The following is a 24,187-nucleotide window of genomic DNA, read 5'->3' on the forward strand; positions in this document are numbered from 1 at the left end:
GACGCAGGGACGTGACTTGCTATCATGAGGCAGATCGAACGGGCTTATCGAATCCCTATGGCATCCAATACTTCACTTGTACACCGCATAACACTGTTCGTCGGCGCCATAACGCTGGTTGCGCTGACCAACATGCTGGCGTCACTGATGATATCCACCAGCATCCAGGGCAGTGCCACCGCGATTAATATCGCCGGGTCGCTGCGCCTGCACAGTTACGGCCTGCTTTCGGACGTCTATGAGCTCGACCGCGCGGGTGTTGCACGTTCTGGAGACGATTTGTCCCGGCAAGTGGATGAGTTTGGCGACCGGCTCCGTTCCCCGGAACTGACCCACACCCTGCCGGATGATTCAGCTCATGCCCTGCACCAGCAATACCAGGTGGTGCTCAGCCGCTGGAAAGACGACATCAGACCGTTAATGGCATTAACGCCGAAGGCGGCTCTTGAGCAGGGTTTACGTGACCACATCGAGCGTTTTGTCGGCGAGATCAACCGGTTTGTCCTGTTGCTGGAGGAGCGCACCGAAGCCCGCGTTCAGGTCATGAACGTGGTTCAGGTGGCCAGCCTGGTCCTGTCGATCCTGATCTTCCTGTTCCTGTTCGTGGACCTCAAGAGGCGGGTGATCGAGCCGCTGGGACGACTGGTGGACGTGGCCGGGGCCGTGGCCCGCAAGGACTTTTCCCAGAAAGCCCACCTGGGTGGCTCCGACGAACTTTCCCACCTGGGCAGGGCTTTTGATCAGATGACCAGCCAGCTCAGTCGCAGCTACCAGCAACTGGAGTCTGAATCCCGGCAGAAAACGGTGGAGCTGGAGCGCAGTAACGCGGCCCTGGAACTGCTGCACCGGACGAGCCGCACGCTGTATGCGAGCCATGACCTGTGCAACGGCGCCATCCCCATGCTGCAGGAACTGGAGCAACTGCTCGGCATCGGGCCCATACGCCTGTTCCTGCACGATAAAAACATGCCGCAACCTGTCCAGGCGATCGTCACAGCTACCCGTGAGCGTCCTTTCTATTGCAGGGATCACGATTGCAACGCCTGTCTTGTGACGCCGGAGCAATATGATGCCCTGCCATCCGATGACAACGACGGACGACGCTTGCTGTTGCCCATCCGCACCAACGGCCAACTGCTGGGCACTCTGGAAGTGTGGTACCCGGCGAATGAGCCATTGCCCGAGTCGTCACGGCGATTGTTGGAAACGCTCTGTGACCAGTTGGCTACAGCCATTTTCCTGGAACGTCAGATTACGGAAGAGCAGCAATTGACGCTGGCGGAGGAACGGGCGGTGATCGCCCGGGAGCTTCATGACTCGCTGGCGCAATCCCTGACGTACTTGAAAATGCAGGTCGCCCGGCTCAGCCGCCTGGAAGTAGCCGGTGAGCAGAGTGCATTCCACGCGGAAATACTGGATGAGTTGAGCAATGGTCTGAACAGCGCCTATCGTCAGTTGCGGGAACTGTTAACCACCTTCCGGCTGAAGCTCGACACGCCGGATCTGGCCACCGCCGTGCGACAGACCGTGGGTGAATTTGCCGAGCGCCTTGGCGCTCCGGTGCAGCTGGAGTACGAGCTGCCCGCCCGCATCCTCTCGCCCAATGAGGAGATCCATATCCTGCAGATTATCCGCGAGGCGCTGGCCAATGCGGTCAAGCACGCCCAGGCCAGTGAAGTGACCGTCCGCGTTGGCTTCCGTTCGCCGCAGGTTCAGGTCGCCATCCTGGACAATGGCGTTGGCCTTCCGGGGGGCGACCAGCCGCTGCAGCATTACGGCATGATCATCATGCAGGACCGTGCCAGGACATTGGGTGGCAGACTGACCGTGGGCAATCGAAAGCACGGTGGAGTGGAAATCCTGTTAACCTTCGTTCCGAAGAGTCGCCACGTCATGTCCTCTGAGGTCTCGGCCGGCTGACGTGGTGACCGTGAATCGATAACAAACGAGCAAATGAGAGAGCCTGGAGCATCTATGACCGACGTCCCTGCAAGCATCCTGCTGATCGATGATCACCCGCTGTTACGCCAGGGCATCAAGCAGCTGATCGAAATGGAGCCGGCCATGACGGTGGCGGGGGAGGCCAGCAACGCTCCTGACGGCGTCCGGCAGGCGTTGGAGATTGAACCCGATCTCATTCTCCTCGACCTCAATATGCCGGATATGAACGGCATCGAGGCGCTGAAACAGCTGCGCGCCGAGAACATCAGCTCGCGCATCGTGATCTTCACGGTATCGGATCACGAGGACGATGTTGTGGACGCGCTCCGGGCCGGTGCGGACGGTTACCTGCTCAAGGACATGGAGCCGCTGGACATGATCGACCAGCTCAAGCAGGCGGCCGTCGGCAAGATGGTGATCAGCGACAAATTGACAACGCTCCTGGCCCAGGCCTTGCGCTCACAGAAGGCGCCGGTTGAGGCAAAGCCGGACTATGAGAGCCTGACCCCCCGCGAGCGGGATATTCTCAAGCTGATTGCCGACGGACTTTCCAACAAGATGATAGGGCGGCGTCTCGATATCAGCGACGGCACGGTCAAGGTCCACGTCAAACACCTGCTCAAGAAACTCAACCTGCGTTCCCGGGTCGAGGTGGCTGTCTGGGCGGTTGAGGAGGGGGTGAGGTAAGACCTTACGCTCAATCCTGAACGTCGTCGTGCGTCCAGAGGTACCCGCCGCGTTCCTCCCCCGGCGGTCGCGCAATACAGCCAGGCGTGGCTGCCCGCACCGCCGCCAGACCGCTGACGGAAAAGCGGGATACCTCCGATGAATCCCGCCTTCTTGGGCCTTACCCAATCGGTGGTATAGAGCTCCAAATGTCTGAAAACAAAAAGAAATATTAACCATTATGCGCGCCTCTCCCAGGTTGGACGGGAGGCGGCGGGTGCGGCTTGAGAAATATCAATTTCCGTTTACGGTGCCCTCTCTACAGTTGCCATAACTCTCTGAAAGCCATCTGGAGAACAATATGGCGACATCAGCAACCCCTGCCAAAAGGGACCAGTATCGGGCCCTGGGCATATCCACACTGGCATTCACACTCTGTTTTGCAGTGTGGACCATCTTCTCCATCATCGGTCTTCGAATGAAACAGGAGTTCGGGCTCTCCGAAACCCAACTCGGCCTGTTGATGGCCACGCCCATACTGACGGGCTCGATCAGTCGCTTCTTCCTGGGTATCTGGTCGGATCGCATCGGCGGGCGCCGGGTCTTCTCGCTGGTCATGCTGTTGACTGCCGCCTGTGTCTATCTGCTGACCTTTGCCGAGAGCTACACCACGCTGCTGGTCGCCGCCCTTGGCGTGGGTCTGGCCGGTGGCTCGTTCATTGTGGGGGTTGCCTACACCGCCGCCTGGTTCGAGCCGTCCAGGCAGGGAACCGCGCTGGGAATTTTCGGGGCCGGGAACGTGGGTGCTGCGTTGACCAATTTCGGTGCGCCGTTCCTGCTCCTGGCCCTGGGATGGCAGGGGACCGCGCAGGTCTATGCCACCGTGCTGGCCATTATGGGCGTCGTTTTCTTCATCGTGGCCCAGGAAGATCCGCTGGTTGCCGAGCGCCAGGACCGCGGCCGGGAATCATTCCGGCAGCAGCTGGCGCCGTTGTCCGAGTTCCGGGTCTGGCGTTTCTCCCTGTACTACTTCTTCGTGTTCGGCGGTTTCGTGGCGCTGGCGCTGTGGCTGCCGCACTACCTGATCGAGGTCTACCGACTGGATATCGCCACCGCAGGGATCATTGCCGCGCTCTATACCGTGCCGGCATCGCTGTTCCGCATTCTCGGGGGATGGCTGTCCGACCGTTACGGTGCCCGACGGGTGATGTACTGGACGCTGATCGCCTCGGTTATCTGTACCTTCCTGCTCAGCTACCCGCCCACGGATTATACGATCCAGGGCATCCGTGGCGAGATCGGGTTCCGGGTGGCCATGGGCCTGCCCGTGTTTATCGTCGTGACCTTCGTTCTCGGCTTCTTCATGTCCCTGGGTAAGGCGGCGGTGTTCAAGCATATTCCGGTCTATTACCCGCGCCACGTGGGTGCCGTCGGCGGGGTGGTCGGGATGATCGGTGGCCTGGGCGGTTTCCTGATGCCTCTGACCTTCGGGATGCTCAACGACGTCCTCGGCATCTGGCAAAGCTGCTTCATGCTGCTGTTCTTGATCGTGGCCGGGGCGCTCACCTGGATGCACCATGCGATACGGTCCGCCGAGCGCCTGGAATGGAAACAGAAGGAGGAGAAGACCGACCTTCCCGAGCTGTCCACCCCGTCCGGCCTGGTTATCGACGAATGGCACCCGGAGGATGCGGACTTCTGGGAGACTAAGGGTAAACAGATCGCCCGCCGTAACCTGTGGATCTCGATCCCCAACCTGTTCCTGGCCTTCTCCGTATGGACAATCTGGAGCATCCTGGTGGTCAAGATGCCGAAGCTGGGCTTCGATTACAGCTCCAACCAGCTGTTCTGGCTGGCAGCCCTGCCGGCGCTTTCCGGGGCCACCCTGCGCATCTTCTACAGTTTCATGGTGCCGATCTTCGGGGGGCGCCGCTGGACCGCCATCTCCACGGCATCGCTGCTCCTGCCCTGCCTGTGGATCGGCGTCGCCATCCAGGATACCGGAACGCCTTACCTGGTCATGCTGATCCTGGCACTGCTGTGTGGCTTTGGTGGCGGCAACTTTGCCTCCAGCATGGCGAATATCAGCTTTTTCTACCCACAGTCCCAGAAAGGCGCGGCCCTGGGCCTGAATGCCGGCCTCGGCAACCTGGGCGTGTCCGGTATGCAGTTGCTCGCCCCCCTGGTCATCGCCAGCAGTGTATTCGGTGACTGGGCAGGCGGCAGCCTGACCGTGGTCACGGGCAGCAACGCCGGGGATGTGCTGTGGCTCCAGAACGCGGCCTTCGTCTGGGTGCCCCTGATCGTCATTGCAGCGGTTGCGGCCTGGTTTGGCATGAACGACATCGCCGATGCCAAGTCCAGCTTCCGCGATCAGGCGGTGATTTTCCGCCGCGCGGATAACTGGCGCATGTGCTGGCTGTACCTGGGCATGTTCGGCAGCTTCATCGGCTTTGCCGCCGGGTTCCCGCTGTTGTCGGGCATGCAGTTCCCGGGCGTCGATCCGGTCAAGTTCGCCTTCCTGGGTCCGCTTGTCGGCGCGTTGACCCGGCCTGTCGGAGGGATTCTGGCGGACAAACTGGGGGGCGCCAACGTTACCTTCTGGACGTTTGCGGTAATGATCCTGGGTATCCTTGGCGTGCTTAGCTTCCTGCCGGGCGAGGCGGGCGGCGGTAATTTCTGGGGCTTTTTCCTGATGTTCCTGGTGCTGTTTGCGGCCTCCGGTATCGGTAACGGCTCCACCTTCCGCATGGTGCCGATCATCTTCCGCGAACTGTTGATGGGTGAGGCGGGCAATGGTGACAAGGCCCAGGCCGAAAAGGCGGCGAACAAGGAATCTGCGGCGGTGCTGGGTTTCATTTCGGCCATCGCGGCATACGGAGGTTTCTTCATTCCCAAATCCTATGGCACGTCCATCGACCTGACCGGCGGTGTCGCCACCGCCTTGATCAGCTTCATCGTCTTCTATGCCAGTTGCATGCTGCTGACCTGGTGGTATTACTCCAGGCGCAATGCTCCCTATCCGTGCTAGGGGTACGCACGGGTTAGACCTTGGCGTCCTTCGGGGCGCCCTTTTTTTGCCCCCACATTCACCACAGTACCGGCTTGTTGATAGCCAACCAGAAAATCAGGGCCAGTTGCCCAAGGGCGAGGATGGCGGCCACGATTCGGGTGTTTCGACTGTACATCGGTTTGATGGCGAAGCGCCCGGCTACGATATAGCCCACCAGCAGAAGGACCTTTGCCGTCAGCCAGCCATGTACGCCGGGCATCCATCCGGTGACGAACAGCAGGCCGACAGCGGCCGCAAGCAGGATGGTGTCATTGAGGTGTGGCACCCATCTCAGTGGCGTGTGACGCCAACCCGGGCGGTCAAGGGCATCCAGGCCCAGACGGAGGGTGAACAGCCCAGCCGTCAGGCAGGCGGCCGTAACATGAATGGTTTTCAGGAGAATATAGAGCGACATGGTGATTTCCTGGCGTCCACTGTCATCGGGGGTATGTCGGTGTACTCATTGAGGTGTATTTAAAATAAAGGAAATACCTTTAGTCTGGCTACAGAGTCAACGATGGAATGTCGTGCCATGCAAAGCCAGTCTGTATCCCTCGATGCCGCCTCTCCGGGGCAGCTGTTCAACTATCCGTTCAGGATCTTCTTCCTGTCCGTTGCCGTTATGGCGTTGCTCTGGGTTCCGCTCTGGGTGGCGGTCGTGACAGGCCGATTGGACCTGCCGCTGGCTCTGCCACCCCTGGCCTGGCACCGGCATGAAATGCTGTTCGGCTTCCTCTCCGCCGCTATTGCCGGATTCCTGCTTACGGCAGTCTGCGTCTGGACACAGACCGAGCGCACCCACGGGCTTCGCCTGATGGGGCTGTGGCTGGTCTGGCTGGCCGGGCGCCTGCTGCTGGCGCTGGGGGAGGGCTGGCCCGAGGCCCTGGTCCAGGGTGTCAACCTGGCGTTCATTCCGCTGGTCATGGCTGACGCCGGCTGGCGCATCTGGCGCGCACGTCAACGTCGGCAGTTGATGCTTCTGGTGGTTCTCGGCCTGCTGTGGTTCATGCAGATCGCCTATGTCCGCACCTTCAACCCGGTCTTTGTGTCCGGTGCGCTGGTATTGGCCATGGCGCTCTCCGGGATTATCGGCGGTCGGATTACTCCCGCGTTCTCGACAGGCTGGCTGCGGCAACAGGGTCGGGACGAGGCGACAACGATCCGGGTTGCACCGACACTTGATGCGCTTCAGGTTGCCGCCATGCTGGGGCTGTCGTTGATGGTCCTCTCAGGCGCACGGTGGGGATCCATGGTCACTGCCCTGGTTGCGGCGGCGCTGATGCTGGCGCGCCTTGCCGGCTGGAAAGGCTGGCTGGTGGCACGCAACCCGCTGTTGTGGATCCTGCACCTTTCACTGCTCTGGATACCGGTGGCGTTGCTCCTGTTCGCAGGGAGTTCGCTCTTCGGCTGGCCGGCCAGCGTCTGGACCCATGCCGCCGGCCTTGGGGTTGTCGCCAGCCTGATCCTCGGCGTGATGGCGCGGGTGTCGCTCGGTCACACAGGTCGCCCGCTGACACTGCCGCGGGGCATGGTCGTTGCGTTTCTCGCCATCCAGGCAGCGGCCGTGGTTCGCGTGGTGACCGCGCTGGGTGGTATTGCCTGGCAGTCCGGTGTCATGCTGAGCGGTCTGCTCTGGATGCTGGCGTTCGCCCTGTTCCTGCTGCGCTATGCCGGGATCCTGATGCGGCCACGGAGCGATGGTCTTCCGGGATGATCCCTGAGCGGAGATTGATATGGAGCAACCCGGTGACCCGCGTCATCTGCTAAACAGACGATAACGCCTTCGGGTGCCATCAGGTCGACCGGCCCATGAAACGAATCCTCACCTCTGAACGTCGCCGTGTCCTGCCGTCGGATGGGCAGGTGCTGTCGACGGAGGAGGTTGCTTCCCGGCGGCTGCTTTTTGGTACCAATCTGATCGTTGAGACACCTCCCGGTGGCTTGAGGGCATTGCTCGGAAACACCATCAGGGATCCGATGCTGTGGTTCCTGCTTGGCACCAGCATCATTTTCTGGTTCATCGGGGAGCGGACCGAATCCCTGGTCCTTCTGGCGGCCCTGGTACCTTTCTTCGGGATGGACGCCTTCCTGCATCGCCGAACCCAGGCGTCTACGGCTGGCCTCAATAGCCAGTTGGCGGCCCAGGCCACTGTACTTCGTCAGTCGGGGCGACAGGTTGTCGATACCCAGGAGCTGGTCCCGGGCGACCTGGTTGAGGTCGCTGCGGGCGAACCCTTTCCTGCGGATGGCCTGCTGCTTGATGTCAGCTCGCTGCAGGTCGATGAATCGGCCCTGACCGGAGAAGCCTATCCGGTCCGGAAGTCGTCAGCGCCGACGCTTCCCGCGGACGATAGTGACGAGACGATCAGCGACCATTTCTGGGGCTTTGCCGGAACCCGGATACTGTCCGGCACCGCAAAGCTCCGGGTGGTCTTCACCGGGCGGGAAACGCTGTATGGTGAGATTGTCCAGACAGCGCTGGGCGGTCGCCAGGAGCGGACGCCGCTGCAGAGAGCCGTTGCCCGTCTGGTGAGCACCCTGCTACTGGCCGCCCTTGCGTTCTGTTTTCTAATGGCGGCTGTTCGGCTGTACCAGGGACACGGTTGGCTGGATGCATTGGTCAGTGCTCTGACGCTGGCCGTTGCGGCGCTGCCGGAGGAGTTTCCGGTGGTGCTGACCTTCTTCCTCGGGGTCGGGGTATACCGGCTTGCCAAAAGGCATGCACTGATTCGCCGGGCCGTGGTGGTTGAGAACATCGGACGGGTGACCACGATTTGCTCGGACAAGACCGGCACGCTGACGGAGGGGCGTCTCAAGTTGGCTCATTGCTACCCGGCAGAAGGGATGGATGAGCGGCAATTGCTTGCCACAGCCTCGGCGGCGTCACACGAGAGGTCAGGGGATCCCATGGATGACGCCATTCTCGAGGCCGGCCCAGTAGCCAGGGATCGGGTTGTGGCCCGCTTCCCTTTTACGGAGGATCGCAAGCGCGAGACCTGCATCCTGTCTCACGATGGCGGGGCGTACGTAGCAGTCAAGGGCGCTCCGGAGACGGTGCTCGCCCTGTGCGACCATGGCACCGGTGAAGCGGACGGCTGGCTGGAACTGACCCGGCGGCTTGCGGGCGAAGGGCACAAGGTGATCGCCTGCGCCAGACGGGACGGGTTCCCTGGCGAAGAGTCCTCCGTTGAGCCGGACAGCCATTTCCGGTTTCAGGGGTTGCTGGCCTTCGAGGATCCCGCCCGGGTTGGCGTTGCCGATGCGATCAGCCAGTGCCGGAACGCCAGAATCAAGGTCATCATGGTCACGGGGGATCATCCCGAGACCGCAAGGGCCGTGGCTGCTGAAATCGGCCTTGGCGACCCGGTACCCCGTGTCATTACCGGGGATGACCTCATGATTCGCCTGGCGCAGCCGGACGGGAACGACGCTCTGGTTGTGGATGTGGTCGCCCGGGCGGTGCCGGCCCAGAAACTGGCCCTGGTCAATGATCTGCGGCGCCGGGGGGAGATCGTTGCGGTCACCGGGGATGGGGTCAATGATGTTCCGGCCCTGCAGGCCTCGGACGTGGGCATCGCGATGGGGGAGCGGGGAACCCGCAGCGCCCGGGAAGTCGCTTCGATCGTGCTGATGGACGATAACTTTCGTACCATCGTGGGCGCGATAGCCGAAGGCCGGCAGCTGTTCTCCAACCTGCAACTGAGTTTCCAGTATCTCCTGATGATCCACATACCACTGGTTCTGACGGCTGCCCTGATTCCGCTGATGGGCTATCCGATACTGTATCTGCCGATCCATATCGTCTGGCTGGAGATGATCATTCATCCCACGGCATTGTTGGTTTTTCAGGCTCTGCCGGAGGCAGACATCCTCAATCGGCTGCCTCCCAAGGGCCGCCTGCGGTTTTTCAGTCGCGCCCAGGTGTGGAGTATCGTTCTGACGGGCGCATGGGTCACGGTACTGGTCTACTGGAGTTATGAGCGTAGCCTGGAACAGGATGTCGAACATGCCCGGGCAATGGCGCTTGCGGCGCTGGTGTTTTCCGGAGCGGCCATGACTGTAGTACTCAGCCGCCTCAACGGGATCTGGGCCCGACTGGTGCCGTTGATGGCGTTGCTGTCAGTGATCCTGCTGGTCCAGGTTCCCGGGCTTGCGGGGCTATTACACCTGAGGCCCCTGCATGGCGAGGACTGGCTCATTGCGCTGATAGGGGCGGCGGTGGCCTGCCTGCCATTGATCGTTGAAAGGCGGATTGGCCGGTTGGCAATTGCCGATAGGCGATCTGCCACGGGGTTTGGTAAGGTTTCCAGATAACGCGATGCCGTCATCCACCATATGGATCAGGGGAGCTCAACATGAACGAACGTGCGATTCCGGGAACGATGAAGGCGATGGTACTGACCGGCCATGGCGATGTGGACAAGCTGGTTTATCGGGACGATGTGCCGACCCCAAAGCCAGGGCGCCGAGAGGTTCTTGTCAAGGTGACGGCGACCGCCAAGAACAACACCGACCGCAAGGCGCGCGAAGGTCTGTATCCCACCAGGGACAAGGGTGATGTGACGTCCTTCGCCATGGGCGGCGAGCCGACGCTGACTTTTCCACGGATTCAGGGAGCGGATGTCGTCGGGCGGGTTGTCGCGGTAGGCGAGGGCGTCGACGAATCGCGGATCGACGAGCGGGGTCTGCTGGACTTCAACATCTACGCGGATGATCGCCGCGACATCAACCTGACGCCGGACTACTACGGCCACGGTGCCGATGGCGGCTACGCGGAATACATCGCCGTGCCATCCGATCAGTTCCACCACATACCCAACCCGGATCTGGCCGACGCCGAACTTGCCTCCATGGGCATGTGCTCCTACCAGACGGCGTATCACATGATGACCTCGGCCCGCGTAAAGGCGGGCGAGCGCATACTGGTCACCGGCGCCAGTGGCGGTGTCGGCACGGCACTGATCCAGCTCTGTCGCATAGTCGGCGCCATACCGTATGCGCTGAGCCAGAAAAGCAAGGCCGCCGAGCTGAAGGCGCTGGGCGCCGAGGCGGTGCTGGACCGATCCGACATGAGCCAGTTTGAGGGGCAGGTCAAAGCGGTGACGGGCGGTGCGCCGCTGGATGCCGTCATGGATCTGGCCGGCGGCGAGATGACCAACCATTTCATTGACGCCATGATCTTCGATATGAACGCCCGCAAGGACTATCCGCGGCTGAGCATCGCGGGGGCCAGTGCCGATAACGTCACGGAAATCATGTGGACGCGGATCTACCTGTACCAGGTCCAGATCTTCGGTGTGTCCCACGGCACGCGGGAGGAGGCGGAACAGCTGATGGACTGGATCCGCGGCGGGCAACTCAAGCCGGTACTGCATGCGGCCTTTAAACTGTCGGACCTGCACGAGGCGGAGCGCTATTTCGTTAATCGCGGCAGCGGCTACCTGGGCAAGATCGTGATCGTGCCGGATTCCGAGTGGGCCGAGCATGGGCAGCCATTCGGGCTGACCCCGTCATCCACCTGATGGAGACCGACGTGGATCAAACAACCCACAAAGGGATCAGCCGCTTTCCGGTGCCTGATCTCAATGACCTGCCGGACGATATCCGTGAACGAATCGAAGCCGTTCAGGAGAAGTCCGGGTTCATCCCCAATGTCTTCCTGGCCCTGGCCCATCGTCCCGATGAATTCCGCGCTTTCTTCGCCTACCACGATGCCCTGATGGAGAAACCGGGCAATCTCACCAAGGCAGAGCGGGAAATGATTGTGGTGGCGACCAGCAGTGCCAATGAGTGCCAGTATTGCGTCATCGCGCATGGCGCCATACTGCGCGTGCGGGCCAAGAACCCGCTGATCGCGGATCAGGTCGCCACGAACTACCGAAAGGCGGACATTACGGATCGGCAGAAGGCGATGCTGGATTTTGCGATGAAGGTGTCCGGAAAGGCGCAGCAAGTCGACGAACGCGACTTCGATGCCCTCAAGGCGCATGGCTTCAGTGAGGAAGACATCTGGGATATTGCCGGAATTTCGGCCTTCTTCGGGATGTCCAATCGTATCGCTAATGTCAGCAACATGCGTCCGAACGAGGAGTTCTATTCATTCGGGCGGTAACTCCGGAAGGCCGACGGTGCTCGCTGGATGCGCCGTCGGTCACCCAAACTTCCGGCCCTAGGGCACCCTAATCCGGAAAGACGACAGTGCGGTTGTCGTGCAGGAACACCCGCTTTTCAATGTGGTAGCGCACGGCCCTGGCAAGCGTCTGGCTTTCGATGTCCTGCCCCCTGGCTACCAGATCCTCCGGATAGTGGCTGTGATCCACGGACTGCACGCCCTGGGTGATGATAGGGCCTTCATCCAGGTCGTTGTTGACGTAATGGGCGGTTGCCCCCACCAGTTTTACCCCTTTATCCCAGGCCTGGTGATACGGCTTGGCGCCTTTGAACCCCGGCAGCAGCGAGTGGTGGATGTTGATGGCGCGGCCGTCCAGTTTGGCGGCGAGATCGGGGGACAGTACCTGCATGTAGCGGGCAAGTACGACCAGTTCGCAGTCGTGATCCTGGATCAGTTGCCAGAGCTCGGCTTCCTGCTGCGGTTTCGTCTCGGGCGTAATGGGGAGGTGGAAATAGGGGATACCGTGCCAGTCCGCCAGAGGCTTGAGGTCCGGGTGGTTGGAGATGATCAGCGGGATATCCATCGCCAGTTCACCCTTGCGGTAGCGATAGAGCAGGTCGTTGAGGCAGTGATCGTACTTTGACACCAGGATGGCAACACGCGGACGATGATCCGGGGCCTTTAACTCCCACTGCATATCGAACGCGGCGGCGCGCTCCTCGAAGATCGCGCAAAAGCGCTCGATCGACTGTTGACCCCCCAGCGGACGAAGCTCAACACGAATGCTGAAGCTTTCCGTCGCGCGATCGTCAAAGGAGTTCATTGCAAAGACATAGTTTTCCGTTTCCGCCAGGCTTCGGGTCACCACGTCAACGGTGCCCAGGCGGCTGGGGCACTGGGCGGTGAGTATCCAGAGATCTTCGTGTGCAGTCATGATGTCGATACCCTCCCGATTTCCCTCAACAGATTACGATTGGGCTTGACGGATCCCCGCCCGGCGTCTGCCCTGATGGCGCAGACGCCGGGCGGGATTCGTCGGTACACAGCCTAGACCGTACTGGTATCGGTTTTATGGCTGGCCTGGCCTTTTACGGCGCTCAGCAGAGGCCCGGTGTGCACCCCATGCTCAGAGGCGGCATCCAGCAGCCAACGCCAGATATAGTCGGCGAAGCTGCGTCGGACGACGATTTCCCAGTCGTTGTCGCCGAGCCGTCGCAATGTCGCCTGCGTCTTGCCCAGCACGGTTGTGACGACTTTACCGACCGGGAAATGACGGTCGTGTACGTCATAGGGACAGCTTTTCATCAGGACGGATCGGGCTTCGGTACCTGACAGGCGAACGATGGACTGCCCGCCGCCGACATTGACGACGGCATAGTGCCCCTCCAGCTGTTCCCGAAGCCGGCTTTCCATCGTGAACGCCTGGTCCCCCGGTCCCACCAGCAGCCACTCATCCGGCGTGATCCAGCTCAGGGACCAATCCCCCTTCGACTGGCTCTGCAGAGGCTCCGGCAGGTCCAGCCCGGTCGCGGCCTGCACGCCCTCCCGGAAGCCGGCTGCAGCAGCGTCGCCACGGAGGATCAGGTGCGTTTTCAGGGGTTCTTCCCAGATGGATACACGCGCATTCGCCGAGACTTCGCCGGTTTGGGCCTGGGCCACGTGATGGAGCGGGCTCCGTGCCGGTACCGAGTCATCCGGTTGCTGATCCATCAAGGCCACGCCCGGTGTTGCTGTGCTGTCGACTGCCGTGTTGGTGACATCAGACATTTTGACGCTCTCCTTTCGGGTCCAGGAAGATAGTGCCGCAGATCTCCGCCTCGACGACGCGGCCGTTCTCCAGTGGGTAGTAGACGATATCGCCTTCACGGTTGTGGCCGTTGCGGATCAGTCCCATGGCGATTGAGCGCTCCAGGTTGGCGCTGTAGTAGCTGGAGGTGATGTGTCCCAGCATTTTCATCGGCTTGGGCTGGTTCGGGTCGTCGACCGCCTGGGCCCCCTCCGGCAGGACGATGCCCGGGTCGAGGGTCTTCAGGCCGACCAGTTGCTTGCGATCGGTCCGCACACAGTCTTCCCGCTTCATACCCCGTTTGCCGATGAAGCTGAACGGTTTGTCTTCCTTGACGGCCCAGCTCATGCCGAGGTCGTAAGGATGCACCGAGCCGTCCGTATCCTGGCCGGCAATGATGAAGCCTTTTTCGGCACGCAGGATGTGCATGGTCTCGGTGCCGTAGGGGGTCAGGTCATACTTGGCACCGTGCTCGAACAGCTTTTCCCAGACGTGCAGACCGTAATGGGCCTGGACGTTGATCTCATAGGACAGTTCGCCGGTGAAGGAGATACGGAAGACCCGGGCCGGAACCCCGGCTACCGTGCCCTGGCGCCAGTCCATGAACTTGAACGTGTCCCGGTCGAGATCGATGTCATCGGTCAGCTCCGAGAGCAGCTTGCGCGCGTTCGGCCCTGCGATGGTCATGGTGGCCCAGTGATCGGTCACGGTGTTCATGTAGACTTCCAGTTCCGGCCATTCGGTCTGGTGGTAGAGCTCCAGCCACTCCAGGACGCCGGCCGCACCGCCCGTCGTCGTGGTCATCAGGAAGTGGTTTTCGCCCAGGCAGGAGGTGACACCGTCGTCGAACACCATGCCGTCCTCGCGGCACATGAGACCGTAACGGCATTTGCCGACCGGTAGCTTGGCCCAGGCATTGGTGTACACCCGGCCGAGGAACTCCCGGGCGTCTTTGCCCTGGATATCGATCTTGCCCAGTGTCGACGCATCAAGGATACCGACGCTGTCGCGGGTGGCCAGGCATTCCCGGTTCAGGGCCTGCTGCATGGTTTCACCCGGCTTCGGGTAGTACCAGGGGCGCTTCCACTGGCCCACGTCCTCGAACTTGGCGCCGTGTTTCACGTGCCACTCGTGCATGGCGGTGTAGCGCATCGGGTCGAACAGGTCGTTGCAGTGGCGACCGGCTATGGCACCGAACGTCACCGGCGTGTAATTCGGACGGAAAATCGTCGTGCCGGTTTCCGAAATGGTCTGGTTCAGCGACTTGGCGGCAATGGCCATGCCGTTGATGTTGCCAAGCTTGCCCTGGTCCGTACCGAAACCCATGGCGGTGTAACGCTTGACGTGCTCGATCGACTCGAAGCCCTCCCGGGTGGCCAGTTCGATCGCGGCAGCGGTCACGTCTGTCTGGAAATCAACGAACTGCTTGGGGGCACGACTGTTGCGCTTGTGGTGCGGCACACAGAACAGGGCCATGGGGCGTGTTTCCGGGCGGCACTCGGCGGTGGGCACGGCTGCCGGTTCGGCTGTAAAGCCAGCATTGGTGGCCGCCAGGGCGCCCAGGCTGGCGCCTTCCTCGAGACACTCGTTGAGGCCGAATCGGCCAGCCACGGCACCGGCCGCAAGCTGTTTCTGAACGGTTTTGCCCGGCACGAAGCCAATCACTTCGTCGTCCCAGATCGGACGGCTGCCGGTGTGGCAGGACAGGTGGACGGCCGGACTCCAGCCGCCGGACGTCGCGAGCGTATCGCAAACCAGGACCTGGTCGCTGCCGAGGGCCTGACTGCCGTCGGGGCTAAGCCCGCTGACCACGGCACCCTGCACCCGCTTGCGTCCCCGCGCTTCAATCACCGCATGGCCGGTCAACACCTTGATACCCCGGCGGCGTGCTTCCTCCTGCCAGGCACCGGCGGCGCCCTGGCGGGTATCGACGATCGCCACGACCTCACGCCCCGCATCCTGCCAGTCGAAGGCAGTACGGTAGGCATTGTCGTTGGTGGTCATCAGCACCAGGCGATTGCCCGGAACGACCGCGTAGCGGTTGATATAGGTCGATACAGCCGAGGCGAGCATGCAGCCCGGAAGATCGTTGTTGCCATACACCAGCGGACGCTCGTGGGCGCCGGTGGCCAGGACGACCCACTTGGCACGAACCCGATGCAGACGCTGGCGCGAATGGTTGGCAGGTGCGCGATCGCCGATGTGGTCTGTGCGCCGTTCATGGATCGTCAGGAAGTTATGGTCGTGATAGCCATTGACGGTCGAGCGGGGCAGCAGCAGGACGTTGTCATAGCGTGCCAACTCGTCGAGTGTCGCCTTCAGCCATTCTGCCGCCGGCTGGCCGTCCAGGGTATAGCCGCCGTCCAGCAGCGATCCACCCATTTCAGCCTGCTCGTCGGCGAGAATGACACGGGCACCCGAGCGTGCCGCGGAAAGCGCCGCAGCAAGACCGGCCGGGCCGGCACCGACGATCAGGACGTCGGTGTGCTGGTTCAGGTGGTCGTAGATATCGACGTCCGGCTCGCGGGGCGAACGACCCAGTCCGGCGGCTTTGCGGATGTACTTCTCGTACGTGTCCCAGGCCGCCTGGGGGAACATGAAGGTCTTGTAGTAGAACCCGGGCGGTAGCATCCGTCCAAGAATGGTTCCCATCAGGCCCATGAAGTCGAAGTTGAGGTTGGGCCAGCCGCTGGTCGGCTGGCTGACCAGTCCGTCGAACAGTTCCTGCTGCGTTGCCCGGACGTTGGGTGTCTGGGTGGCTTCGGTGGCACCGAGCTGGAAGACGGCGTTCGGCTCTTCCGCTCCGGCCGCGATGATGCCGCGCGGACGGCTGTACTTGAAGCTGCGGCCGATCACATCGACCCCGTTGGCGAGCAGTGCCGAGGCCAGGGAGTCGCCAGCGAAGCCCTGATAGGTTTGCCCATTGAACTTGAATGTCAGCGGACGGCTGCGGTCGATACGGCCGCCGCGCGGGAGACGGTTGGATTGTGTCATGGTTCGCCTCTCAGGACTGCTGTTGATCGGTGGATTGGGACAGTTTCGGTGATTCGCCAATCCGATAGGTTTCCAGGATTTCGTAGGTCTGGGTATCGCGCGCGATGTTGAAGAACTTGCGACAGCCTATCGCATGGACCCAGAGCTCGTGATACAGGCCGCGGGGATTCGGGCGGAAGTAGAGGAAGTTCCCCCATTCCTCGTCGCTACAGGCATCCGGATCCTTCGGGCGTGCCAGATGGGCCTGGCCCTTGGCATGAAATTCCTCTTCTTCCCGGTGCTCGCCGCAGTAGGGACAGTAAATATAAAACATGGAATGTCCTCCGTTAGTGGGCGACGCCCGCAGCGCCGTGTTCGTCGATCAGTGCGCCGTTGTGGAAGCGGAACATGGAGAAGGGTTTGGCCAGTTCGTGGGCCTTGCCCTTGGCCAGGGTGGCGGCAAAGACATGGCCTGAGCCGGGTGTTGCCTTGAAGCCACCGGTACCCCATCCGCAGTTGAAGAAAAGGTTGTCGACCGGTGTGTCGGAAATGATCGGGCACGCATCCGGGCAGGTATCCACGATGCCGCCCCACTGGCGATTCATCCGGACCCGGCTGAAGATCGGGAACATTTCCACGATGGCCTGGAGCGTGTGCTCGATCGTGGGATAGGAGCCGCGCTGGCCGTAGCCGTTGTAGCCGTCGATACCGGCACCGATAACCAGGTCGCCCTTGTCGGACTGGGAGATGTAGCCGTGTACGTGATTCGACATAACCACGGTATCCAGGATCGGACGGATCGGCTCCGAGACGAGTGCCTGCAGGGGATGCGACTCCACCGGCAGCTCGAAACCGGCCATCTTGGCCAGCACGCCGGAGTTGCCGGCCACGACACAGCCGATGCGGTCGCCGCGAAGTACGCCATGCTGCTTGGTTTCGACACCGACGGCGGCGCCGTCCTCGGTGATGATGTCAGTGACTTCACACTGTTGGATCAGATCCACGCCCATGGCGTCGGCGGCGCGGGCAAAGCCCCAGGCCACGGCGTCATGCCGGGCGACACCGGCGCGCGGCTGCCAGGACGCCCCGAGAACGGGGTAACGACGGTTCGCGGAGCAGTCCATGATGGGTACGATTTCCTGCACGCCCTGGGTGTCCAGCGCCACACTGTCGATGCCGTTGAGGCGATTGGCGTTGACCCGGCGCTGAATGTCGCGCATATCCTGCAGGGTGTGGCCCAGGTTCAGCACGCCGCGCTGGGAGAACATCAGGTTGTAGTTGAGATCCTGGGAAAGTCCTTCCCAGAGCTTCATGGCGTGCTCGTAGAGCAGGGCGGCCTCGTCCCACAGGTAGTTTGAACGTACGATCGTGGTGTTACGGGCGGTGTTACCGCCGCCCAGGTAGCCTTTCTCGACCACGGCCACGTTGGTGATGCCATGCTCTTTGGCCAGGTAGTACGCGGTTGCCAGACCATGACCACCACCACCAACGATAATGACGTCGTACTTCCGTTTGGGCTTCGGGTTACGCCAGACACGTTGCCAGTTTTCGTGATAGGTCAGGGCGTGTTTCAGCAGCCCGAATCCGGAATATTTCTGCATGACTGGCTCCTAATAAAGACGGTGGTCAAGTCTGGCTCGGTTGTTTGGGGCCAGCGCCGGTTCTCTGGGCGGATCGCCCGCGATGGCGCTGACATGTAGAGATAGTATGTTTGCGTCCGTCAGCCCGTCTGCTTGACCGCGACACGCCCGTTAGAATTTGCGACAGTCTCCGTCGCTTTCCGGGGGCGGTCGCGGATGCCTGGCAGACGGGCGCGTCAGCATTCGATCACGTTGACGGCGAGTCCACCGCGGGACGTTTCCTTGTACTTGTCGAGCATGTCGCGGCCGGTATCGCGCATGGTGCGGATCACCTTGTCGAGCGAGACGAAGTGCTCGCCGTTCCCGCGCAACGCCATCACGGCCGCATTGATGGCCTTGACGGCGCCGACGGCGTTACGTTCAATGCAAGGCACCTGGACGAGTCCCCCGATGGGATCGCAGGTCAGCCCCAGGTGGTGCTCCATGCCAATTTCGGCGGCGTTCTCAACCTGACGTGGCGAGCCGCCCGTCGCAGCGGCCAGTCCGGCTGCCGCCATGGCGCAGGCCGAGCCCACTTCGCCCTGGCAGCCCACCTCCGCGCCGGAGATTGAGGCGTTCTCCTTGAACAGGATGCCGATGGCGGCGGCGGTCAGCAGGAAGCGGATAACGCCTTCCTCGTCGGCTTCCGGACACCAGTTCCAGTAGTAGTGCAGTACCGCCGGAATAATGCCGGCAGCGCCGTTGGTCGGGGCCGTGACCATCCGCCCGCCGGCGGCGTTTTCCTCATTGACCGCCAGCGCGTACAGGTTGACCCAGTCCATGGCGCTCAATGACGGGGAGATGAGGTCTTTTCGGTCCGCCGCCATCAGTAGGGCATACAGCGAGGCCGCCCGGCGTTTTACTTTCAGGCCGCCAGGAAGGATGCCTTCGTTGCGGATACCGTTTTGAACGCATTCCTGCATGACCTGCCAGATATGCAGGATTCCCTCGCGGATCTCTGACTCGGATCGCCAGACCTGCTCGTTGGCCATCATGACTTCGGCGATGGAGAGATTGTGGGTATCGCATTGCTGCAGAAGCTCGGCACCGCTCTTGAACCGGTATGGCAGGGGCGTTTTGTCCTCGACGATGCGGTCGGCCCCGGCGGCTTTTTCATCCACGACGAATCCACCACCCACCGAATAGTAGGTGCGCTCGCGGATCACGGCACCGGTGTCGTCAAAAGCCGTGAATTTCATGCCGTTGGGGTGATAGGGCAGCGTCTCCTTGCGGTGGTAGGTCAGGTCCTCGGCTTCGTTGAACGAGATGCTGTGCTCGCCGTTCAGGCAGAGCCGCCCCTCATTGCGAATGGCTTCCACCCGGGGAGGAAGCATTTCGGGATCGATCCGATCCGGACGGTGACCTTCCAGTCCCATCAGGACGGCGGGTCCGGTACCGTGACCTTTGCCGGTGGCGCCGAGCGAGCCATAAAGCTGGATATCGACACGGGCGACATCGGTGAGCCGGCCATTCTTCCTGAGGCCCCGGACGTAGCGCCTTGCGGCGGCCATCGGGCCGACAGTGTGGGAACTGGACGGACCAATGCCGATCTTCAACATATCGAAAAGACTGATAGCCATGGCAACGTCCTTCTTAAATTTGTGAGCATTCACCGCCCCTATCAGGTTAGACCGATAAGGGCGGCCGTTTGCTTATCCGCCGAATCAGCCGTAGGCCGGGAAATCCCGGCACAGCTGGCTGACTTTCTCGCGTACTTCGCCAATGGTGGCTGCCGCGTCACCCTGCTGCATGGCATCCAGGATGTCGGCAATCCAGCCGGCCAGGGAGCGGCAGTCCGACTCGCCCAGACCGCGGGTGGTGACCACGGGCGACCCGATGCGCAGCCCCGAGGTGACAAACGGCGATTCGGGATCGTTGGGCACCGCGTTCTTGTTGACGGTGATGTGAGCTTCGCCCAGCGCGGCATCGGCCGCCTTGCCGGTGAGTCCCTGCTTGACGAGACTCAGCAGGAACAGATGGTTATCCGTACCGCCGGACACCACGTCATAGCCCCGTTCAATAAAGACCTCGGCCATGGCCCGGGCGTTGATGACCACCTGTTGCTGATAGGCGTGGAACTGCGGCTCGGAGGCTTCCTTGAAAGCGACGGCTTTCGCAGCGATAACGTGCATCAGCGGCCCGCCCTGGCCGGCCGGGAACACTGCAGAGTTGAACTTTTTCTCCAGCTCAGGCTGGCCCTTGCTGAGAATCAGGCCGCCGCGGGGACCTCTCAGGGTTTTGTGGGTTGTGGTGGTAACCACATGGGCATGGGGCAGCGGGTTGGGGTAGAAGCCCGTGGCGACCAGACCGGCCACGTGCGCCATGTCGACCATCAGATAGGCGCCGACCTGATCGGCGATCTCGCGGAACCGGGCCCAGTCGACCACCCGTGAGTACGCCGAAAAACCGGCAACGATCATGCGCGGCTGATGTTCCTTGGCCAGTGCCTCAACCTGGTCGTAATCGATTTCACCGGTGGCTTCGTCGAGGCCGTACTGGACCGCGTTGTACAGCTTGCCGGAGAAGCTGACGTGGGCGCCATGGGTCAGGTGTCCGCCATGCGCCAGACTCATGCCGAGGACGGTATCGCCGGCATTCAGCAGTGCCATGTATACAGCGGCATTGGCCTGGGATCCGGAGTGCGGCTGGACGTTGGCGTAATCGGCGCCGAACAGGGCCTTGGCGCGATCGATGGCGAGTTGCTCCACGCGATCGACATGCTCGCAACCCCCGTAGTAGCGCTTGGCCGGATACCCTTCGGCGTACTTGTTGGTCAGGCAGGACCCTTGCGCCTGCATCACCAGCGGGCTGGTGTAGTTTTCCGAAGCGATCAGTTCCAGGTGGTCTTCCTGACGAGCGGCTTCGTCCTGCATGGCGGCCCAGAGGGTGGGGTCATAAACGTCAATAGATTGGCTTTTATCGAACATGCGTCCTGAATCCTATTGTGTGAGTAGGCACCTGAAGAGCCAGGCGTGAGGTGATATAAAAATAGTATGCCTTTGCCAGCGGACCGATCTGCTCTAGCACGACACGGAGACAAGGATTTGCGACAGGACAGCCAGAATAATGGGTAGGATGCGAAGGGAAGTCGCGGCAATAGCGGGTTGAGCGAGCGGGCCGGGTTCAGTGGGTGTCGTCCCTGTCACGATCATGGCGTGCGGCCGTGGGCGCCATGCCGTAGTAATCCCGGAAGCAGTTGCTGAAATGGCTGCTGCTGACGAACCCGCTTGCCAGGGCGATGTCGAGGATCGTCTTGTTGGTCTGCAGCAGCAGACGGCGGGCGTGGACCAGTCTGAGCTCCAGGTAATGGCGTGATGGTGAGGTGTCCAGGTGAGTCTGGAACAGGCGTTCCATCTGGCGCCTCGAGATATCGGCGCACTCGGCCAGTTCGGCCAGGGACAGGGGTTCCTCGATGTTGGCGCGCATCAGGGCCAACAGCGTTTGCAGCGCCGGGGGGAAGGTTGGATCATCGCCCACGTTCAATGGCATCGGGCCGACCTGCTCAGCCACCTGGTCGCAGCTCAGAATCTCCCGGACGGCACGGACGATGTGGGCGTTATGCAGCATCTGGCCGATCAGTTTCAGCATCATTTCCAGCGTACTGACCGGGCCGGCGCAGGTGGCGTAGGCGCCGTCGATCACATACGCATTGGTCGATACGCTGATGGTCGGGAAATGCTCCTTCACGTAAGCATGGTTGTCCGGATGCAACGCGCATTCCCGGCCGTTCAGCAGACCGGCTTGAGCCATCGCAATGCCACCGTTCCATAAACCGGCGATTCGGATACCCTGATGCTCTGCCGTCTTCAGGGTGTGCAGAAGTCGGGGCGCGACTTCAAGCGGGCTTCGATAGCCACCGCAGACGACCAGCATGTCGATCCGGCCCGAATCGAGCCTGAGATTTTCCAGCGTCGTACTGGTTGAGACTTCAATGCCCAGATCACTGAGAACGGTGCCAGAAGACACCCCGACCGTTAAGTGCTCAAACACCGGATCGGGCGTCACCAGATTGGTAGTGACGAGGGTATCGACTGCCGCCGTAAACGCGACCATGGAGAAGTGTTCCCGCAGGATGAAGGCGATGCGTAGCGGCTTTTCGATCCCGGTGGCCCAGGGAGATAAGGGCGCCGGGGTATCAACGGAGTGGTCTTGCACCATGGTCGTTTCCAGTATGACGCCGGGCCCGGGCCGGCCGCGTAAGAAGGTTGCGTGTACCGTATTTTTATTGGCTAATCAGTAAGATATTAATATAGCACAGCGCCGGCGGACAACGGTCCATTTCCGGGAATCCGCGGGAAATGGCCGGAACCGTCGGCCGGCACCGACGGCAAAATACCTTGGAATGGGCTCCTCTGACATCTCCCTGAAACGATTGTGGCGGTTGGGAAAGCGGCGCTTGTACTCGGGGATCCTGGCGTGTTGCACAATCATCAGAGGCGATATGGTTATAGAAAGCTGGCTGGTCACACCATGTCCAATGCGCGAAAGAATGTGTCGTATCCAGGCATGTGCTCTTTGAAAGGGTAACTAGAGTAGGAAAGGCACCCTTCCACTACAAAGCCCCACTAAAGAAGGAAGATACAATGACCAGTAATGCATCCAACCGTGGCGTCGTCTATCAGGGCCCCGGCCATGTTTCCGTTGAATCCATTGCCTTTCCGCAGCTTGCTCTCGGCAACCGCCGCTGCGATCACGGCGTCATCCTCAAGGTACTGACCACCAATATCTGTGGTTCTGACCAGCACATGGTTCGCGGCCGAACGACCGCACCCCAGGGCTTGGTGCTCGGCCACGAAATCACCGGCCAGATCATCGAGTGCGGCCGGGATGTGGAGTTCCTCCGTGAGGGGGATATCGTCTCCGTACCGTTCAACATTGCCTGTGGCCGCTGCCGCAACTGCAAGGAAGGCAAGACCGGCATCTGCCTGAACGTCAATCCGGCACGCCCCGGCGCCGCCTATGGTTATGTCGATATGGGCGGCTGGGTTGGTGGCCAGGCCGAGTATGTCATGGTGCCTTATGCCGACTTCAACCTGCTCAAGTTCCCGGATCCCGACCAGGCGATGGAGAAGATCAAGGACCTGACGCTGCTGTCGGATATCTTCCCCACCGGTTTCCATGGCTGCGTGACCGCCGGCGTTGGGCCGGGTTCTACCGTCTATATTGCTGGCGCCGGGCCGGTCGGCCTCGCGGCAGCTGCCAGCGCCCGCCTGCTGGGTGCCGCCTGCGTGATCGTGGGCGACATGATCGACGAGCGGCTGCAACAGGCCCGCAGCTTTGGCTGCGAAACCATCGACCTGAAGCAGGATGCCGAGCTGCCGGAACTGCTTGAAGCGATCCTGGGTGAGCCGGAAGTGGACTGCTTCGTGGATTGTGTGGGCTTTGAGGCGCACGCTTGTGGCCATGACCACCACCATGAACAGCCTGCCACCGTGCTGAACTCCGCCATGCAGGTCACCCGGGCCGGCGGTGAAATCGGCATTCCCGGCCTGTACGTGACGGAAGATCCCGGCGCGGCGGAAGCGGCGGCCCAGAAGGGTTCGCTTAGCATGCGCTTCGGCCTTGGCTGGGCGAAGTCCCACTCCTTCCACACAGGCCAGTGCCCGGTCATGCAATACCATCGTCAGTTGATGCAGGCCATCCTGTTCGAGCGCGTTGCCATTGCCGACGCCGTCAATGTGCAGATGATCAGCCTCGACCAGGCGCCCAAGGGCTATGCAGACTTCGACGGCGGCGCCGCCAAGAAGTTTGTCATTGATCCGCACGCTTCAGTTGCGGCCTGATTAAGTCCCAACCAGTGCTCATTCATCGGCTCCCATGCGTCAGCATGGGAGCCGATGATGTATCCGATACTCCCCCCCCCCAAAAAAAAGAACCATGACCTGTTCTGTCGCGTGCGCAACGGGCAGAGGGAAATGACTTTCCAATCGCAGTCCCTTGTACCGATTCAGCGGACGCCCTTCGTTGCTCCGGCAGCGGATATGGAACCAGGGTGCCTCTGATCAACTCCGCATGTTCTGGAAAGTGTAGCCGCAAGG

17 protein-coding genes are annotated in these 24,187 nt (G+C 61.5%); 8 read left to right on the forward strand and 9 right to left on the reverse strand.

What is annotated here, in order from left to right:
* Positions 1-57 precede the first annotated feature (57 nt).
* From EZI54_RS11180 to EZI54_RS11190, 3 genes are all read left to right on the forward strand, one after another.
* Positions 58-1,920, forward strand: coding sequence for a histidine kinase (locus EZI54_RS11180; protein ID WP_131481971.1), 1,863 nt, complete (start codon positions 58-60; stop codon positions 1,918-1,920).
* Between the two features lie 54 nt (positions 1,921-1,974).
* The gene (gene narL / locus EZI54_RS11185; RefSeq protein ID WP_131481972.1) at positions 1,975-2,628 is read left to right on the forward strand and encodes a two-component system response regulator NarL; all 654 of its coding nucleotides are present in this window, start codon (positions 1,975-1,977) and stop codon (positions 2,626-2,628) included.
* A 340-nt stretch (positions 2,629-2,968) separates the two neighbouring features.
* On the forward strand, positions 2,969-5,638 hold the full coding sequence (locus tag EZI54_RS11190; RefSeq protein WP_131481973.1) for a nitrate/nitrite transporter: 2,670 nt from the start codon (positions 2,969-2,971) through the stop codon (positions 5,636-5,638).
* A gap of 58 nt (positions 5,639-5,696) precedes the next feature.
* Here the strand turns inward: EZI54_RS11190 and EZI54_RS11195 are convergent, their stop codons facing one another.
* The gene (locus EZI54_RS11195) at positions 5,697-6,074 is read right to left on the reverse strand and encodes a SirB2 family protein (protein WP_131481974.1); all 378 of its coding nucleotides are present in this window, start codon (positions 6,072-6,074) and stop codon (positions 5,697-5,699) included.
* A gap of 117 nt (positions 6,075-6,191) precedes the next feature.
* Between EZI54_RS11195 and EZI54_RS11200 the strand changes: the two genes are divergently transcribed.
* From EZI54_RS11200 to EZI54_RS11215, 4 genes are all read left to right on the forward strand, one after another.
* Positions 6,192-7,373 (forward strand): NnrS family protein, encoded by a 1,182-nt coding sequence (locus tag EZI54_RS11200; protein ID WP_131481975.1) that lies wholly within the window; start codon positions 6,192-6,194, stop codon positions 7,371-7,373.
* Positions 7,374-7,468: 95 nt separating this feature from the next.
* Positions 7,469-9,973 (forward strand): cation-translocating P-type ATPase, encoded by a 2,505-nt coding sequence (locus EZI54_RS11205; protein WP_131481976.1) that lies wholly within the window; start codon positions 7,469-7,471, stop codon positions 9,971-9,973.
* A 41-nt stretch (positions 9,974-10,014) separates the two neighbouring features.
* On the forward strand, positions 10,015-11,181 hold the full coding sequence (locus EZI54_RS11210; RefSeq protein WP_131481977.1) for a zinc-binding dehydrogenase: 1,167 nt from the start codon (positions 10,015-10,017) through the stop codon (positions 11,179-11,181).
* An 11-nt stretch (positions 11,182-11,192) separates the two neighbouring features.
* Entirely contained in the window at positions 11,193-11,771 is a 579-nt protein-coding gene (locus tag EZI54_RS11215) for a peroxidase-related enzyme (RefSeq protein WP_242674427.1), read from the forward strand.
* Positions 11,772-11,838: 67 nt separating this feature from the next.
* Here EZI54_RS11215 and purU read toward each other — a convergent pair whose 3' ends face one another.
* The 8 genes from purU to EZI54_RS11255 form a co-directional block, all read right to left on the reverse strand.
* Positions 11,839-12,705, reverse strand: a complete 867-nt coding sequence (gene purU, locus EZI54_RS11220) for a formyltetrahydrofolate deformylase (RefSeq protein ID WP_131481978.1) — start codon at positions 12,703-12,705, stop codon at positions 11,839-11,841.
* 113 nt (positions 12,706-12,818) lie between these two features.
* Positions 12,819-13,538, reverse strand: coding sequence for a sarcosine oxidase subunit gamma (locus EZI54_RS11225; RefSeq protein ID WP_131481979.1), 720 nt, complete (start codon positions 13,536-13,538; stop codon positions 12,819-12,821).
* Complete coding sequence (locus EZI54_RS11230) at positions 13,531-16,551, reverse strand: sarcosine oxidase subunit alpha (RefSeq protein ID WP_131481980.1); 3,021 nt, start codon at positions 16,549-16,551, stop codon at positions 13,531-13,533. The genes EZI54_RS11225 and EZI54_RS11230 overlap by 8 nt, the downstream gene beginning before the upstream one ends.
* Before the next feature lie 10 nt (positions 16,552-16,561).
* Entirely contained in the window at positions 16,562-16,864 is a 303-nt protein-coding gene (locus EZI54_RS11235) for a sarcosine oxidase subunit delta (RefSeq protein WP_131481981.1), read from the reverse strand.
* A gap of 13 nt (positions 16,865-16,877) precedes the next feature.
* Positions 16,878-18,131 (reverse strand): sarcosine oxidase subunit beta family protein, encoded by a 1,254-nt coding sequence (locus EZI54_RS11240; protein ID WP_131481982.1) that lies wholly within the window; start codon positions 18,129-18,131, stop codon positions 16,878-16,880.
* A 215-nt stretch (positions 18,132-18,346) separates the two neighbouring features.
* On the reverse strand, positions 18,347-19,729 hold the full coding sequence (locus EZI54_RS11245; protein WP_131481983.1) for an L-serine ammonia-lyase: 1,383 nt from the start codon (positions 19,727-19,729) through the stop codon (positions 18,347-18,349).
* Between the two features lie 84 nt (positions 19,730-19,813).
* Positions 19,814-21,076, reverse strand: a complete 1,263-nt coding sequence (glyA, locus tag EZI54_RS11250) for a serine hydroxymethyltransferase (RefSeq protein WP_131481984.1) — start codon at positions 21,074-21,076, stop codon at positions 19,814-19,816.
* Between the two features lie 196 nt (positions 21,077-21,272).
* Positions 21,273-22,307, reverse strand: coding sequence for a GlxA family transcriptional regulator (locus EZI54_RS11255; RefSeq protein WP_131481985.1), 1,035 nt, complete (start codon positions 22,305-22,307; stop codon positions 21,273-21,275).
* Between the two features lie 425 nt (positions 22,308-22,732).
* On the opposite strand from EZI54_RS11255, the gene fdhA reads away from it, so the two are divergent.
* A complete protein-coding gene (fdhA, locus tag EZI54_RS11260) occupies positions 22,733-23,932 on the forward strand; it encodes a formaldehyde dehydrogenase, glutathione-independent (protein ID WP_131481986.1) in 1,200 nt (399 codons plus the stop codon).
* The last annotated feature ends 255 nt before the right edge of the window (positions 23,933-24,187 follow it).

The organism is Marinobacter halodurans (genome assembly GCF_004327985.1).
In the GTDB taxonomy this organism is placed as follows: domain Bacteria; phylum Pseudomonadota; class Gammaproteobacteria; order Pseudomonadales; family Oleiphilaceae; genus Marinobacter_A; species Marinobacter_A halodurans.